The sequence below is a fragment of the Tardiphaga sp. 862_B3_N4_1 genome (assembly GCF_051811085.1).
In the GTDB taxonomy this organism is placed as follows: Bacteria; Pseudomonadota; Alphaproteobacteria; order Rhizobiales; family Xanthobacteraceae; genus Tardiphaga; species Tardiphaga robiniae.
The window spans coordinates 623,477-638,857 of record NZ_JBPWQB010000001.1 but is presented as its reverse complement, the minus strand read 5'-3'; the positions used below and the strand labels follow the sequence as shown (position 1 = coordinate 638,857).

16 protein-coding genes are annotated in these 15,381 nt (G+C 56.7%); 11 read left to right on the top strand and 5 right to left on the bottom strand.

Annotation, left to right across the window (positions count from 1 at the left end):
• Nucleotides 1–138 precede the first annotated feature (138 nt).
• The 3 genes from AB8B02_RS03085 (at nt 139) to AB8B02_RS03075 (ending at nt 3,259) form a co-directional block, all read left to right on the top strand.
• Nucleotides 139–429 (top strand): hypothetical protein, encoded by a 291-nt coding sequence (locus AB8B02_RS03085; RefSeq protein ID WP_439063095.1) that lies wholly within the window; start codon nt 139–141, stop codon nt 427–429.
• Nucleotides 430–628: 199 nt separating this feature from the next.
• The gene (locus AB8B02_RS03080) at nt 629–1,972 is read left to right on the top strand and encodes a nucleotide disphospho-sugar-binding domain-containing protein (RefSeq protein ID WP_439063094.1); all 1,344 of its coding nucleotides are present in this window, start codon (nt 629–631) and stop codon (nt 1,970–1,972) included.
• A gap of 75 nt (nt 1,973–2,047) precedes the next feature.
• A complete protein-coding gene (locus AB8B02_RS03075) occupies nt 2,048–3,259 on the top strand; it encodes an MFS transporter (RefSeq protein ID WP_439063093.1) in 1,212 nt (403 codons plus the stop codon).
• A 147-nt stretch (nt 3,260–3,406) separates the two neighbouring features.
• On the opposite strand, the gene AB8B02_RS03070 is transcribed toward AB8B02_RS03075, so the two are convergent.
• Both AB8B02_RS03070 and AB8B02_RS03065 read right to left on the bottom strand, forming a co-directional pair.
• On the bottom strand, nt 3,407–5,029 hold the full coding sequence (locus AB8B02_RS03070; protein WP_439063092.1) for a long-chain-fatty-acid--CoA ligase: 1,623 nt from the start codon (nt 5,027–5,029) through the stop codon (nt 3,407–3,409).
• 29 nt (nt 5,030–5,058) lie between these two features.
• Nucleotides 5,059–6,309, bottom strand: coding sequence for an ABC transporter substrate-binding protein (locus AB8B02_RS03065; RefSeq protein WP_439063091.1), 1,251 nt, complete (start codon nt 6,307–6,309; stop codon nt 5,059–5,061).
• A gap of 447 nt (nt 6,310–6,756) precedes the next feature.
• Here AB8B02_RS03065 and AB8B02_RS03060 point away from each other — a divergent pair, with 447 nt between their 5' ends.
• The 4 genes from AB8B02_RS03060 to AB8B02_RS03045 all read left to right on the top strand — a co-directional run bounded on the left by AB8B02_RS03060 (nt 6,757) and on the right by AB8B02_RS03045 (nt 9,383).
• A complete protein-coding gene (locus tag AB8B02_RS03060) occupies nt 6,757–7,197 on the top strand; it encodes a class I SAM-dependent methyltransferase (protein ID WP_439064576.1) in 441 nt (146 codons plus the stop codon).
• Between the two features lie 708 nt (nt 7,198–7,905).
• Nucleotides 7,906–8,301 (top strand): hypothetical protein, encoded by a 396-nt coding sequence (locus tag AB8B02_RS03055; protein WP_439063090.1) that lies wholly within the window; start codon nt 7,906–7,908, stop codon nt 8,299–8,301.
• A gap of 52 nt (nt 8,302–8,353) precedes the next feature.
• On the top strand, nt 8,354–8,608 hold the full coding sequence (locus AB8B02_RS03050; RefSeq protein ID WP_439063089.1) for a hypothetical protein: 255 nt from the start codon (nt 8,354–8,356) through the stop codon (nt 8,606–8,608).
• A 265-nt stretch (nt 8,609–8,873) separates the two neighbouring features.
• Nucleotides 8,874–9,383 (top strand): lipocalin-like domain-containing protein, encoded by a 510-nt coding sequence (locus AB8B02_RS03045; RefSeq protein ID WP_439063088.1) that lies wholly within the window; start codon nt 8,874–8,876, stop codon nt 9,381–9,383.
• A 289-nt stretch (nt 9,384–9,672) separates the two neighbouring features.
• On the opposite strand, the gene AB8B02_RS03040 is transcribed toward AB8B02_RS03045, so the two are convergent.
• A complete protein-coding gene (locus AB8B02_RS03040) occupies nt 9,673–9,840 on the bottom strand; it encodes a hypothetical protein (RefSeq protein ID WP_439063087.1) in 168 nt (55 codons plus the stop codon).
• A 770-nt stretch (nt 9,841–10,610) separates the two neighbouring features.
• On the opposite strand from AB8B02_RS03040, the gene AB8B02_RS03035 reads away from it, so the two are divergent.
• From AB8B02_RS03035 to AB8B02_RS03025, 3 genes are all read left to right on the top strand, one after another.
• Complete coding sequence (locus tag AB8B02_RS03035; protein WP_439063086.1) at nt 10,611–10,790, top strand: hypothetical protein; 180 nt, start codon at nt 10,611–10,613, stop codon at nt 10,788–10,790.
• A 1,026-nt stretch (nt 10,791–11,816) separates the two neighbouring features.
• The gene (locus AB8B02_RS03030; RefSeq protein ID WP_439063085.1) at nt 11,817–11,993 is read left to right on the top strand and encodes a hypothetical protein; all 177 of its coding nucleotides are present in this window, start codon (nt 11,817–11,819) and stop codon (nt 11,991–11,993) included.
• A 188-nt stretch (nt 11,994–12,181) separates the two neighbouring features.
• A complete protein-coding gene (locus tag AB8B02_RS03025) occupies nt 12,182–12,472 on the top strand; it encodes a hypothetical protein (protein WP_439063084.1) in 291 nt (96 codons plus the stop codon).
• Between the two features lie 124 nt (nt 12,473–12,596).
• Here AB8B02_RS03025 and AB8B02_RS03020 read toward each other — a convergent pair whose 3' ends face one another.
• Nucleotides 12,597–14,264, bottom strand: a complete 1,668-nt coding sequence (locus AB8B02_RS03020) for a methyl-accepting chemotaxis protein (RefSeq protein ID WP_439063083.1) — start codon at nt 14,262–14,264, stop codon at nt 12,597–12,599.
• Nucleotides 14,265–14,629: 365 nt separating this feature from the next.
• Here AB8B02_RS03020 and AB8B02_RS03015 point away from each other — a divergent pair, with 365 nt between their 5' ends.
• The gene (locus AB8B02_RS03015) at nt 14,630–14,860 is read left to right on the top strand and encodes a PepSY domain-containing protein (protein WP_439064575.1); all 231 of its coding nucleotides are present in this window, start codon (nt 14,630–14,632) and stop codon (nt 14,858–14,860) included.
• Nucleotides 14,861–15,095: 235 nt separating this feature from the next.
• Here AB8B02_RS03015 and AB8B02_RS03010 read toward each other — a convergent pair whose 3' ends face one another.
• Nucleotides 15,096–15,359 carry a ribbon-helix-helix domain-containing protein gene (locus AB8B02_RS03010; RefSeq protein ID WP_439063082.1) on the bottom strand — a complete coding sequence of 88 codons (264 nt, stop codon included), beginning with the start codon at nt 15,357–15,359 and terminating at the stop codon, nt 15,096–15,098.
• Nucleotides 15,360–15,381 lie beyond the last annotated feature (22 nt).

Here is a 15,381-nt window from a genome sequence, read left to right as displayed (position 1 = left end):
TTCATCGATCTGACCTAGCCGTTTCAACGGTAACGCGACAGTGCGGTTGCGACGTTCCAGTGTAGCTCGCGCTTCCTATCAACCGCAGTTAGTCATTCCTCCGAGTGACCGAACACGATTGCGATAGGAAAGAGAGTAATGTCGAAACGACTTGTCCCCATTGCCGCTGGCTTGCTTCTGCTAGGTTCCGCAACTAGCCCGGCGATCGGCGCGTATAAGAGTAAAGCTGCCGAAGAGCCTATCGAGATTACGCTGGGTAATGCTTACGCGACAAAAGATTCGCGTCCGTTCAGCGGCGTTGCCGCCACCCATCGACAGCGGCGTCTACACAGCATCTCGTTAATCACTCGATTGCGAAATCCTGACTTGGATCTGCGGCGGCTGGACAAAGAGATTGATCGCAAGCTTATCATCTGTCGCGGCTGTTAGCGTGAACCTCCACAGCCCCATCGTCTTCATCATCCGACGCACTCATTCCGCGAACGATCGCGCCTCAATGGCGCCTTGATGAATTTCCGCCGTAACCAAATCGGAACAAGCCCGAAGCGTCGTCGTAGCGGCGCGCCACCATCCTATCTGCTCTTCGGCCGCTTCCATGGCCCTTGTTCGACATTAGAGGACTATCCCCATGAAGATTCTTATTGCTTCGACACCTGCTACCGGCCACCTCAATCCGTTGCTGGCGATCGCACGACTGCTCGTCGCGGAGGCGCACGAGATCGCCTTTCTGACCGGATCCGCGTTTCGTGCCCGCATCGAAGCCGCCGGCGCAAAGTTCTTTGCCTTTCCTGCGGGCGCGGACTTCGACCTGCGAGATGTTCTTTCGGTGGCGCCTGAATTGAAGGACATTGCTCCGGGCCTGGATTCGCTTCGTACGATCTGCGAGCGTATTTTCGTCGATGCCGTCCCTGCGCAACACCAGGGACTATGCGAAACGTTACAACACTTTGACGCTGACATTATTGTCGGCGACGACATGCTGTTCGGGGTCCTGCCGATGCTGCTTAGATCGCGAGAGATTCGGCCGCCGATCGTCCTGTGTGGAACATCCTTCCTGCACTGGGCCCGCGAAGACGGGGCACCAAACTTCCTCGGCCTGCCACCTGCGACATCGGATGTCCAACGGCAGGAATACGCCCTCGTTGCTAGTGAGTATGATGCCAACGTCGATCGCCCGGTGCTGGACCGCTTGAACAAAGTGCTGAAGACACTCGGCATTGGCCCAATGTCGGTGCCGCTTTTCCACTCGGTCGTCGAACTCGCTGATGCTTATATGCAGCTGTCGGTGCCGAGCTTCGAATTCCCACGCGAGTTTCCATCCTCGGTTTATTTCGTCGGAACGCCGCCTATCATCCCCGGTCAGGTAGCACTGCCGCCGTGGGCGCATGAACTTGATGGGTCACGCAAGGTCGTGCTCGTCACGCAGGGCACCGTCGCCAACCACGATCTCGGCCTCCTGGTCGGGCCCACGCTCGCCGCACTCTCCAACGAGCCCGACGTCCTGGTCGTCGCCACCGCAGGCGGCCGCTCGGTTGAAGACATCCCCGGAGCAATTCCGTCCAATGCCCGGCTTGCAAGCTATCTGCCATTCGAATGGTTACTACCGCATGTCGATGTGCTCGTCACCAACGGCGGCTTTGGCAGCGTCAATCAGGCCTTGAGTTCGGGAATTCCTCTGGTCACGGCCGGGATGACAGAGGATAAGGCCGACGTTAACGCTCGCGTCGCCTGGTCAGGCGTCGGCATCGATCTTGCGACGAACGTGCCGACGCCTGACGCGATTCGCGACGCCGTGCGGACGGTTCTCAATCTCCCCGCCTACCGTATGCGCGCCAAACGCATGGCCGACGAATTCGCGGGCATCGATACGCGAAAGGAGATCCTCCGGATAATCGGACGCCTCGCTGCGGATTGGCAGGTGTCACGACGTGCGGGCGCGATAATGGGCCACCAAGACCGACGCATGCGTTAATCCAGCTAAACATGCAGAGACGGGAAGCGCTGCTTCCCGTCTACGTCGAGAAACATCGCTGTCGGATGATCATGCATGAAAAATCAGCCCGCGTCGGCCAGCTTGACCTTGCTGCTTGGCGGTCTTGCAGCCGTGCCATATTCCGGTATCGATATCAACCTGCCGGCGCTATCCGCAACAGCGGCAGCACTAAGAGTAGGCCCGTCGAACGTGGGCCTCACAATCAGCGCCTTCATGCTTAGCCTCGCGCTTGCACCGTTGATATATGGACCGGTCTCCGACCGGGTCGGCCGCAAGCCTACCCTTGTTTTCGGCCTGACGCTGTTCGTCGCGGCCAGCCTCGCCTGCGCTTGCTCGCAGTCTCTGAAAATGTTGCTCGCCTTCCGCTTCTTCCAGGGAGCGGGCGCCGCCTGCACGACACTGACTTTTGCAATCGCTCGCGACCTGTTCGATGAAATGACCGCACGTGCAAAAATTGCTAATATAGTGATCGCCATCAACGTGGTGACCGTCATTGCCCCGAGCGCGGGTGCCGCTGTGCTCGCGATTGGCGATTGGCGTCTGATTTATGTCGTTCAGGCGTCAGCCGGTGTCGTCCTTCTAGCGATCGTGGTGGTTGGTTTTTCTGAGAGCGCAAAGCTCTGTCATGGCAGTGAGCTCCTGCCGTCGGCCATCATCAGGGACTACATCCGGTTCGCAACAGACCGCGTTTCGGTCGTCTTCACTCTGGTAGGAGCTGCCGGGGGCGCCACCGTGTTTGCCTATGTTACCGGGTCGTCGCTGTTCTTCGTCGGCGTCGTCGGCGTCGTCGGTCTGCGGCCAGGCCAGTACGCCATCATCTTCAGTGCGTGTTCGGCGGCCGTGATGTGCGGCGCCATCATAGACGGGCGCCTCGGACGCTGGGGCGCACTACCCGCGAAGACGATGACGGTCGGCCTCGGTCTCCTGTTCGCTTCGTCGAGTGCTATGCTAGCACTGACCCTGGCCGGGTTCTCCTCCACCGCTGCGTTCGCCACACTGCTAATGATCGTAGCGCTCGCCTTTGGGATTAGCCTGCCGAACATTATCAATGCGACCATGCAGTCATTGCCCGACATCGCGGGCACCGTCGGCGCCGCGGCGGGAAGCATTCAGATGATCTGTGGCTCGGGCGCGAGCAGTCTGGTTGCAGTCTTCTTTGACGGCCGCTCGGCTCTTTCGATGGTGGCGGTCATGGCTATCTCGTCGCTGCTCGCGCTGTCGCTATATCTCATGGCTCCGATCCCAGCGCCGCCGCGACTTCCATAGATCCTCCCGGATCGCAACCGCGACGCAGACCTGGCCGGAGCCCTCCGACCGCGATTGCTTAGTGTTCGCCCGGGGGCGACGGTTGCTTAGGCGGCGTTCCGGTCGCGTTGCCATTGGCTTGCCAACGCGACGGCCATGGAGCCAGTCTCACTCGGTCACATAGTGATCAGCGAAGAACTGACGCAGCAGCATCTTCTGGACCTTGCCTGTTGCGCCATAACTTAGAGATTCGACGAACACGACGTCGTCAGGAATCCACCATTTTGCTACACGTCCGCCGAGGTACTGCTTGATGTCGTCAACCGATAAGCTCGCGCCGGGTTTGGGGACCACCACTAGAAGCGGTCGCTCGTCCCATTTGGGATGCGGTATGCCGACCACGACGGCCTCCAACACGCCTGGATATCCGGCGACCAGGTTCTCAATGTCGATCGAGCTGATCCATTCGCCTCCGGATTTGATGACGTCTTTGGAGCGATCTGTAAGCCCGATGTTGTTATCGCTGTCCATCATCGCCAGATCGCCGGTATCGAACCAGCCATCTTCAAGGATTTCGTTGTCATCTCGAAAATAGCTGGCGATCACCCAAGGACCCCGGACCATGAGTCGGCCGCTGGTTTTCCCGTCACGAGGCAGTTCCTGGCCATTCTGGTCGGCAATCTTCACATCAACACCGTAAATTGGCTGCCCTTGCGAGATCTTACCTTTGAGCTGCTGCAGAGCATCAAGGGTGGCTTTCCGGCGGGACGGCTGGGGGCTCGTGCCTGAAGGACTGGTCTCGGTCATGCCCCAGACGTGGTTGACGGCAACACCCATCTTCTCGAAACCCTCGATAAGGCTCGGCGTCGGCGCTGAACCGGCGATCACAATACGCTTTAGCGTCTGCGGCCTCGTGTCGAGCGTTTCATAATGCCGTAGTAGATTGGCATAATGCGTCGGCACGCCGGCCGTTACCGTCACGCCTTCAGCTTCGATCAATTCGGCGATGGAACGGCCATCCACCTGCGGACCAGGCAGCACAAACTTAGCGCCGATCATGGGGGCCGCATGGGTAAGCCCCCACGCCCCGTTTGCATGAAACATCGGTGTGATCGGCAGGATCGTATCCTGCACCGAATATCCCATTGCATAGGCACCGGTGATCGAGAGGCAATGCAGCACGTCAGACCGATGCGAATAAAGTACGCCTTTCGGGTTTCCCGTTGTGCCCGACGTGTAGAACAGGGACGATGCCGACATTTCGTCGAATACCGGCCACTCAAAACCGTCCCAGCCCTCCTGAAGAAACTCTTCATAGCAGACGAGGTGTGGAAGAGCCGTCGATTTCGGCATATGTGCACGGTCAACCATTAGCACAAACAGACCGACACTCGGCATTTCCGGTGCGAGCGCCTCGACTATAGGTAGGAAACTGACGTCAAAGAACAGAGCTTTGTCCTCGGCATGATTTACGGTGTAGGCGATCTGAGCAAGGGCAAGACGCGGATTGATCGCATGCCAGACCGCGCCGAGCCCTGTAACGCAATATTCCAGCTCGAAGTGCCGATACGTGTTCCAAGCGAGCGTAGCTACGCGATCACCCGGCCCAACGTCTCGACTGCGCAACGTGTCAGCCAGCTTTCTAGTGCGCCGCGCCGCATCGCCGTACGTATAACGATGAATTGGACCATCCGCCCGGCGCGATACGATCTCGGTACTCGCATGAAACCGTTCCGCATGCTTGATGAGCGATGAGAGCAGAAGCGGTTGGTTTTGCATCAAGCCTTTCACGACGTCTCTCCTGTACATATACGGTAGGACTATTGTTCGGAGGACGCGCTCAGCGCCTCGCTAATCAGGCTCCATCTAGTTCCCGTCCAGCGCTGCAGCCGTAGCTGTGCGAAATTCGTATTCACAGAGCCGGACGTGTTGACTTCAATTCCGGGCAACACTAGTGGCAACTGCGGCTCGTGAAGGCTCTTTGCCTGTTTCGTGATGTTCTCTCGTGAGAGGTCGTCGCCACATTTCTCGATGAGCCGTTCCAGCAATACCCCTTGCGTGTAGCCCAGCGCGTAACTGCTGTCTGAAACGTTGATGCCCGGCATGTATTTCTCTACGAAAGAAAGAAAGCGTTTTACGTCGTCATCCTGCTGCCAACGCGGATCGGTTGGATCCTTCATCATTGATCCCGCAACGACGCCAGTCGACACATCGAGGCCCGCCGGTGCGAGCGTGGCACCGACCATCGCGGAGGGGTAATTCAAAACGATCAACGCTTTCCAGTTCAACTGGTGGGCCTTTATGATCGCTTGCGCCGCGAATTTCGGAGTGCCTGCGACGAGCAGCGCCTCGGCGCCTGAGTTCTTCAGGTTAACGATCTGTGATTCAATTGTCGGCTCGGTGACCTCATACGAAGCGGTCACAATTTTTCTGACGAATTCGGCTTTAAAGAACTCTCTGAACGCGTTGACGTAATCTTTACCGAGGTCATCGTTTTGATAAAGTATGGCGTACTTTGCATTCGGGAGCGTTTTGGCGAGATATTTGGCGTAGATCTTTCCTTCTGTTTCGTAGCTGACAAGGCTTGTCGTCGACAGCGGGTAACTGTTGACATCCGTGAATTTGCTTGCTCCCGAGACTATGCCGATGCTCGGTATGCCCTTGGATCCGTAATATTTAGCCGTAGCCGAGCTCCCGGACGTTCCGAGCTGACTGAAGATGAAGGCCACCTCGTCCCGCTCGACGAGTTCACGGGCATGCTCGACCGCTTTCGAAGGGTTATAAGCATCATCAAAGGCCACGTAGTTGATCTTGCGGCCGTGAACTCCGCCGCGATCGTTGACGGATTGAACGTAAGAAAGCAGGCTGCGACCGACCTCACCGACGGACGATGCCGGTCCGCTGAAGGGGAAGATCCCGCCGACCTTGATCTCGGTCGGGGTAACGCCCGGCAGGTCACCAGCAACTGCGGGCGAGATCAACGTCGCTGCGAGCACGCAGGCGGTCACAAACGACCGATGCTTGGCGTCTCCTCCAACGTAGACGTTAAGCAGTGCAAACGGACTATCCATTGGCGGCTCCTCCTCCATTATTCGCTTCAGATGGGCGTGGTTGATCAGGCTGCGCTGCTAATTCCAGTCCACATGTCGATGCGATCGTAGCGCTTGCCAATTATTGGGTGCCTACGTTGCGCATCTGTTTTAGCGGTGGAAGGTAACGGCTACCGTTGAAACATTCTCCGAAGCAATCAGATGCGATCAGTGCGAAGGTCGCAAAAGATCGTTCATGGTCGCGGCGCCTCCGACCTGGTTAGGATCTGCGGCGTAGAGTTGCGCGTGCTCACGTAACAATGCCGAGCTTGTTACTAGCTTCACCGGAATGCAATTGAACTGGCCGTATGCAGACAGGAAAGCCGAGCCAGACTGCGTTAGACACGGCGGGTCTTCGCGCCATCCATCAGGTTCTTGATAACGGTGCGATCTTTATTGATTCGCTTGCCTTGCGTATTGTTGGAAGAGATGCCGAGAGCATACGCCGATGCGGACTCGTATGAGGCGATGCGGAAGATGCGGTGGCTGATGGCCATAAGGGCGCGCGTCGCCGAAGATGCTCTGACCGCCATGGTGGCGAAGCGAAGCGTAGAGCAACTGGTGATCCTCGGCGCGGGCCTGGATACTTACGCCTACCGGGAGGATCTGGCGGAAAAGCTGCGCATCTTCGAAGTCGACAGTCCCGAGACTCAGTTATGGAAGTGCGAGCTGCTCCGCAAAGCCGCCATTGAATTGCCGAGCAATCTCGCCTTCGTATCGATCGATTTCGAACGCGAGTTGTCGCCGGTGGCTTTAGACGCTGCAAGCTTCGATTCAACACAGCCTAAGTTTTTCTCGGTGTTTCGCAGCTTTTCGAGCCGAGCGAACTGGGCACCAGTCTCGCAATCCTCGGCCTTAGTAACACCGTAGACCTCGGGCCACTTGAACTAACGAGACGCTTCCTGGCACAAACCGGACAGTCGGCTTTTAGTGGAGCACATATCGTGGTTGCCCGGACGGACAGAGTTGAACTGTCCAGTCGTTGAGGGCATTCATCGGAAACGCATGCCAGTATTTTCGTGATTGCGATGCAAGATAAGACGAAGTGCTTGAGATGCCGGCACCCGATGTCTTTGGATCAATTTTTCCCGACGACGGTGTAGTCGTGAGAGTCTATAGCTGTGAGAAATGCAAATATATTCACGTCGATGCAGCAAAGCATGAAAGAGACGGCAATCAGCAAGCTGTGGGTTAGGCTGGTCTGTACAAAGTAGGTTCGGCAGCAGTAATGACTAGGCTGAGATCACACCTGAAATTCTTTGCGCAGGACTTCCATGACCACCTCCCCGCTATCGAGTAAATGGGACATGGCCTCTTCCGGACTCAGTGGCTTACTTGGAATCTGCGAGCAGCGATGGCGAACCCGCGGATAGCCATAGCGTGTTTAATTTTGGTAGTCCTGATGGCGGCCTTCTTCGTGGCCGATATGCACACCTCATGCAAACAAGAGCATGGGCCGGACTACAAGTGCTTTCCAGGCGGGCGCCGACTGGTTCGCTAAGTGCCGCTTGTGAACCGAGGGTTGGCGCCTCTTGCAGCCTGTCGCCGCGTTCGCTCGATCCCATCATTGATTTCACCGTGGCAGGCTTCGACGGCCAGCTCGCGCGAGCGGAACTTGACCGGTCCCTGCACCGTGAGACCATCAAAGCAATCTGCGCTTCTCCCGGTGTCGAGATGTATAATGTGGGCTTCACTGCACAACCACTTGTCAAACGCGGAGACGCTTATCGAGGTATTCTATACAACTGCTTGGTACTCTTAGCAGACAAGATGACGCGCTTAGCCGCCCTGAATCTAGAGCGCCGCCTGTGGTCAGCGATTGCCGCGCAAGATAAGCGAACGGCAATCTATCGAAAATGCGTGCAAAGTCACCAAGTGAGCAAATACAGTCCAAGTTATGGTGGCGCTTCGAAAGAACGTGAAAACGATCTGATACATGGAGTCTATATTGTCTGGTGGGCACCCTATGCCTGAGCAGGAGCCAAGCCTTGACCGATTGCAAACTCAGAGAACCGGAGACGTCACGATGAGTCTTTTTAGGAGAGTTGCGCTGCTGATCGCAGCAACGCTGCTTTTCGTCATTCTCGACGTGATTTTTGCGATCGTCTGTATGTTTGTCCACTCAAAACTTTGGCTTGGACGGGTGGATATCACCGCCTACCACACGGCGGCAATCCTGATTTGGCCAATGCTGCTGGGGGGATTGGTATCCTGCCCAGGACTCTACTGGGTGTGGAAGAGGTCCGGCGAAGATAGAGCCAGACCGCTCCAGCAAGGATGACGCCCGCCCCAGCGTCGGCTAAAAAGCGCATTGGCACACTCTCCAGAGTAGCTCGTAGCCTTTCGGCCTTTTTGCCTTTTTTCGAACGCATGCCCGCGGTTTGGTGGGGTCAATCCTGTACTCGCCGTCGGTGCCGTGTTGTGGGATGAGTTGCCCCAGTAACCGTTGAGTTCTCAATACAATGATTGGGAGGCTCTGACCAAGCTGGAAGGCCAGTTCAGAACCCATCGTAAATGGAACGTGCCTGAAAATCGGGGGAGCACCCATGAAAGCACTCTTATCAATTGCGATAGTCGCGGCTCTTACATGCGGCACGTTGTCCGCGGGAGCAGCAGAACCGCTCAGACAGCAGCTGGTAGGCACTTGGAGCGTCATTTCATTTGTAAACGAGAATGAAAAGACCGGGAAAACAACCAAAGCGTTTGGTTCGGATCCGAAAGGATATTTCATGTTCGATGCAGGAGGTCACTTCTCGATCAATCTCATCCGTGCGCGACGACCAAAATTTGGCAACCGCGACTTTCCGACGAGCGGCGAAGGCAGAGCCGCTCTGGAGGGAATGATCGTGATGTTTGGCGACTATAAGGTCAATGAAACTGACAGTTCAATATCGTTGCACATTATCGGTGGCAGCTTTCCCGCGTGGGACAACACGAATAAGAAGCGTTTCATCGCGATCAGAAACGATGAGCTCACGTATAAGAATCCGACACCGGCAACCGGTGGGGGTACCGCTGTGGTGACTCTGAAACGTGCGCCAAGCGCAACTGATTGAAATTGGGCAATCGGCCGGCTTCTTAATTGCTCGGGCGCGATCTTAGTCTGCCAGCGCGAACTTCAGGTGCAGCGGCGCTAGAACGTCATGCGCTCTGCCGAAGCCATGACGTGTTGGTGCAGGCTTCAGAACGCCGAACGTCCAGTTAGGGCCAGAGTTATCACGCGGGCAGAGTCGAATGATTCGGACCGAACGGATGTCTTTCGTATACGGATTGGTGTGCAGCGCGCGAAGGCACTCTCCTTCGAGTTCGGCAGCCGACCTCTGCGAGATGGCATCCATGATTGCATCAGTCCAATGGCTTGTCGTCGTCGATCGACGGCTGCTCCTCAAGCGAGCAGATATCGCCGCCTCCAAAGTGTTCTTCGGGCGGCCGGTGCTCTGATTGCAACAATGAATCGCGTCGTATTGGTGGGGGCGTCAGTTGGTCAATAATCACGATAGGATGGCGCTTCATGTGCGTTCCTTCCTTGTTTGGAGTGCTCCACTAATCAAAACACGATGCTTATGGCTGATGGAGGCTTATTACCGTTCGAGAGCCGATCGTTTTTCTTTCACGTCTGAGGTCAGATTAGACTGCTGAGCGGGTTGACCCAGCCGCGAGATCAAGGAGCGCTTGGCTAAAAGCTTTCGTCTTCTCACGGACCATGAGTCATCCCATGCGGCCGTCCCGCCAAGCATAGAAACTTGCATACGCAATGCGACGACCGGCTCGCTTCGAAGCGGAGAAGGGAAGCTTCAGTCATTGCGACAAGAGAGTTACAAACATGGTTGGCTCCGCGCCCTTGAGCACCCGCTCAACAGACGGGATCAGGTTGAAACATCGCCTACTCAGCATCGTTCCCTGCCAACGATCGGAGCATATCGTTCCAACTAGATCGGCATGCCATTCTACTTGTGGGACAAGGTGTCAAACTCTGGGAGTGACGCCCGCCAAAATGGCGGAATGGGAACGTTACGATCCGCGAGCCGTTCTTCATCCATGGCGGCAATGTGCGGCCACAAGGATGTGTCCCATGCCAACCGATCAAGAAACAGCCGTTGCCACACATGAAACTCCACAGACCGATCACACGCCTGTCCCAGCCAACTAGGGATCTCGGGGAGCTCCGAATACCTTCCAGGTATTCTTTTCTCGCAACCGCCGCTTAAGTTTTACGCGGCATTGTTCACTACGGTGATCGCTCGTGCCGGATGACGGCAGACTCTGCATCCAGGGAGGCGAACTTGACGTCAGCCCAAGTCATTATTGCCGCACCTGAAGGCTGGCCGTCATTCGACTTAGCGTCGCTGGGCGCGAGCGTGCTAACGTTCGGAATCGCGGTGGGGCTTGTGATCTGGTTGCTTGAAATCCGATCGCATGAGCGCACAAAAAAACCCGCCGAGGACGAATTCGGCGGGTCTTAGTCGCGGTCCGAATACGAAGGCCGCTTGGAGCTAGCCTCTACGTCAAAGCTTAATGAACTGATCTCCTTGCCACTGCTTAAGACGCATCACCCACTTGGGTTACACGCCGCTAGATAACGACCGTACTCCCGCAGCTTCTGCCCCTCGCTAAAACCAACGCAGCGATCTTCTTAGTCGGCTCACAGGGCCTCGAACAGTAACCGTAGGCTCACCGTAGCGACCGCCGCCAGCTGGACCGCAAGCGCGGCGGCGAGTTCCGCTTCTTGCCTCTGATCGTGCGTGTCTGTCCACCATTGACCGATTCTGCTCTGCATATCTGATCCTGGCAATTCGCTCTTGATGACCCGGTACGCATCCGCTTCGTTACGGCATGCGCGTTCTTTCAATGATGATGGCGGCGATGACAGCTGTGGCGCTCATTGCGTCCGCAGTATTCTTGCTGTCAGTGGCCTGGCTCTAGGCATCACAAGAGCATTAAGGGCAAGCCCAGCACCAGCAGGAAAATGACGAGGACGCCAAGTCCCAGATTATCGTCGCCATTTACTTCTCTTGAGGCCGTCGGTTCGACCGTCGACATTTTTCAGCCTGACAATAAGCCAGCCACTTATCGACGAGCCATCCAATGCCCGCCTGCTGGCGCCTTAGATATATTTGATTTCCGCCCATCACCATCGTTATGGCCTCTCTACGAGGCCGCTTGAAGCGTGCGCGCTTCGAGAGCTTCCATGTATTGAGCAATGGCTCTGTTTGAGAGTAGCAAACGGCTCCTTACTCCCTGCCGGATCATGGTTTCAACCGAGTGGAGTAGAGTGTGCGAGCAGAACTCTGCGTCCTCGATCTCGCCTGCCCGTTCCAGATAATCCCATGCAATTTGGATCGCCTCTTCCATGAGGACAGCGAGGTGAACCAGTTGGCCAGGATTGTTTCTCATGCCTATTCAAACGGCACAAATTGGATTCGTTCCCCGCACACGGGGAACACACGATTAAACCGGAGGTTACGAACATATAAATGAAAGGACAGGCCATGAGCGCCGAGAAAACAAACCCGCCAAGCGATGACGACCGCGATAAGCAGGACTGGGGTAAGCAATCACAGAGTAACGAGCCCTGGAGCCAGAACGCTCAGAATACCACTCACCCGAGCCTGCCTGATACGCCAAAGCCGGACTTGGAGAAGTGGAAAGAAACTAAAACCCACTGACAATAAAAAGCCCGCCGCACTGGAGGACTCCGATGCGACGGACCTTTTCGAAGTCGCGTTGGGGTGCGGCCTCAATGATTGCTACGCACGGACTCAGGCAAACTTTCAAAAGATAACTCGCCGGCCGAACGGAACGTAGCGTGCGTCAGCCCATTACTGCAGTACGAAACAACCACGAGGATATTCAAATGAAGAAATTTGTCATCGCTGCCGCGATTGTTGGGCTTTCCGCCACTGCGTCCTTCGCTCAAGCCGGCGCCAACCCGAGTGCTCCGCAGCCCGGCTCAACCGGCGCAGGCGTCAATCAACCCGCTACTACTTCAACCGGGACGGCTGTTGATCGTCCTGACACTATGAAGAAGGATGGGATGTCCGGTACGAGCGGCATGAGCAACACTGGCACGAACAACAACATGCAGCAGGGCGGCGCGTCCAAGGATGGTATGGGCCAGCAGAATAAGGGCAGCATGTCCAAGTAAGGGCTAAGCGTCGAAGCCGCGCTGTGGAGACAGCGCGGCTACCCCGGCATTCGCCGGGCCAAAGCGTCACGTCCAGTAGCTAATCAGATTTCGCCTTTTTTCTTTGCCAGGTCGGCCAAACGGCTCAGGCCAGCTCGGCCGCAGCCTTCTGCATGTTCACCGACATATCGGCGGTCACCGTGCTCTGTTCTTCGACCGCTGCTGCTGTCGAGTTGACGAACTCGTTGACTTCCTCGATCGCCGTCTTGATGGCGCCGAGGGCGCTGACCACGTCGCCGCTGACGCCATTAAGCCCATCGATCTCGGCGGTGATCTTGTCGGTCGCCTGCTTCGCCTGGTTGGCGAGGTTCTTCACTTCCGATGCAACGACGGCAAAGCCGCGGCCTGCCTCGCCCGCGCGGGCGGACTCGATCGTTGCATTGAGCGCCAGCAGATTGATCTGGCTCGTGATGTTGCCGATCAACTCGACAATGCCACCCATTGCCAGCGCCGCGTCATTCAGCCGCTGCGCCTGCGCGTCAGCCGTTTGAACGCGCTCGGCGGCGACGGTCGCCGTGAGACGCGACTTGACCATGGTCTCGGAAATCTCCCGGATCGACGCGCTCATCTCCTCGCTGCCCGACGCCACCGAGTCGATCAGCGCGCGGGCGCGAGTCGCCTTGATCCGGCCGATCGCCAGCGCGGTGGTGTCGGTCGCATATTTCACGACCTTGAACGGCTTGCCATTGAGATCGAGGATCGGATTGTAGGAGGCCTGGATCCAGATCTCGCGACCGCCCTTGCCGACCCGCTTGTATTCGGCCGACTGATACTGGCCCTGATTGAGCCGCGCCCAGAAGTCTGCATAAGCAGCACCGCTCCGCTCGGCGGGCTCGACGAACATGCTGTGATGACGGCCAACGATCTCGCTAGACGAATAGCCGACGGCATCGAGGAAATTCTGGTTGGCCTTGACGATGGTGCCATCCATGCGGAATTCGATGACCGCCTGCGATTTTTCGATCGCTTCGATCTGCCCGCCATTGTCGGCCGAGACCAGTTTCTGTTTCGTCACATCCGTCGCGAATTTGACAATCTTGAACGGTCTGCCGCCTTCATCGAGAATCGGATTGTAGGTCGCGAGTATCCAGATTTCCTTGCCGCCCTTGCCGATGCGCTTGTACTCGGCCGCCTGATAATCGCCGCGATTGAGACTGTCCCAGAATGCACGATATGCGGCGCTCTCGCTCTCTGCGGGCGGCACGAACATCCGGTGATGCTTGCCCTGAATTTCCGGCAGTGCATATCCGACCGTCCCGAGAAAATTATCATTCGCGGTAATGATCGTGCCATCCATGTTGAACTCGATCACGGCTTGCGCGCGATCGATGGCGGCGATCTTGCCGTCCGCCTCCATGCTGCGGATTTTCTCGGCAGTGATATCTGTTGCAAATTTGATGACGCCGATCGGCTTGCCGCTTTTATCCAGCACCGGATTATAGGTCGCTTGGATCCAGATCTCCTTGCCCCCCTTGCCGACGCGCTTGTATTGCGCCGACTGGAAGTCCCCTCTGCCGAGCTTTTTCCAAAACTCGAGATAGCCAGTGCTGTCGCGAACTGCCGGTTCCACGAACATGCTGTGCTGCTTGCCGCGGATTTCCTTGAGCGTGTAACCAAGCGTCCTCAGGAAGTTCTCGTTGGCTGTAACGATAGTGCCGTCGAGTTTGAATTCAATGACTGCCTGCGAGCGGCTGATGGCATCCGCCTGCGCTTGGGCGGATTGGTGTGATTTATCTTTGAGAAAATGAAGCAATATGGCCCCCCGGCCCGCCGATCTTCGACAAGTTCCGCGAAAAACCTGCGGCAACAACCAGGGGTATATTGCTACGCCCCAGTTACCAAATTGGTAAGGGCCGCCTGTTTCGTTTTTTATTCGACCATTCGTTTTTGTGATGTGCGTTAGGCGACTACCGATTCGTACTCACTCTGGGCTCGACTGATCGTCCGCGACATCTACGGCGGTCGGCTGCGCGAGCTGCTGGAAACGGGCTTGGCGGCGGTCGTAGAGATCAGGTGAAGCTGACCGAGGTGGATATCGGAATAGGAACCACCTGCCGAGCGATTTGACTCTCAAGACAAGGGAGGTTGCCATGAAGCGGCTTGCTGCGATTGCTCTCTGTGGATCCCTGTTACTTGGCGCATCGACTATGGCGAGAGCCGATCAGCCTGGTCCGGACTGGATGCCGATGGAGCAAGGGGAAGGTCCTGCAGTCCGGCTACTCGCAAGTTACCAAGATCGAGGCCGACGATGGTCGCTGGGAAGGTATAGGTATAAAGAACGGTCAGAAGATGGAGTTTTATGCGGATCCAAAGACGGGCTTGCTCGTCTCTGAAAAGCTTGATGACTAGCCTGCACAGCAGGGGCTCAGGCGGAAGCTATTTCGTGCGGAATGCTTCAGCTAGATACCGCATTCGCTCTGCATGCTCGGTATCTTCCGAGTGCAGAGCTACGGCTTCAGCCTTATCGGCCTGCTTCCTCAGTGAATTCGTTGGCTTCATGCCGCCGTTTATACCAAGGCGGGAGGTTGCTGCACCGCAAAGGGTCAGTTGGAAGACGTAGGTTTTCATACCGTCGCTATACTGGCTATGGCCTCCTGTCCCTCGCTATCTGGTCTGCCTTTTGCTGATAGTAGTTGAGCAGGTGAACACGTATCGCCGAAGACAGGTTTCCGCGGCCCGCCGCCGGACCAATCTCAGAGACCAGTTCACCCAAGCTCATAGAGCGCTCCGCCGCTAAATGCTTGAGGGCGCGCCAAAAGGCGGATTCAAGGCTGATGCTGGTACGCGCACCGTCGATGAGAACCGAATGCTTTTGGACAAGCGAAGGCAGCGGCGAAGTGTTTCGCATCCCGAAATACTAATCGCGGAAA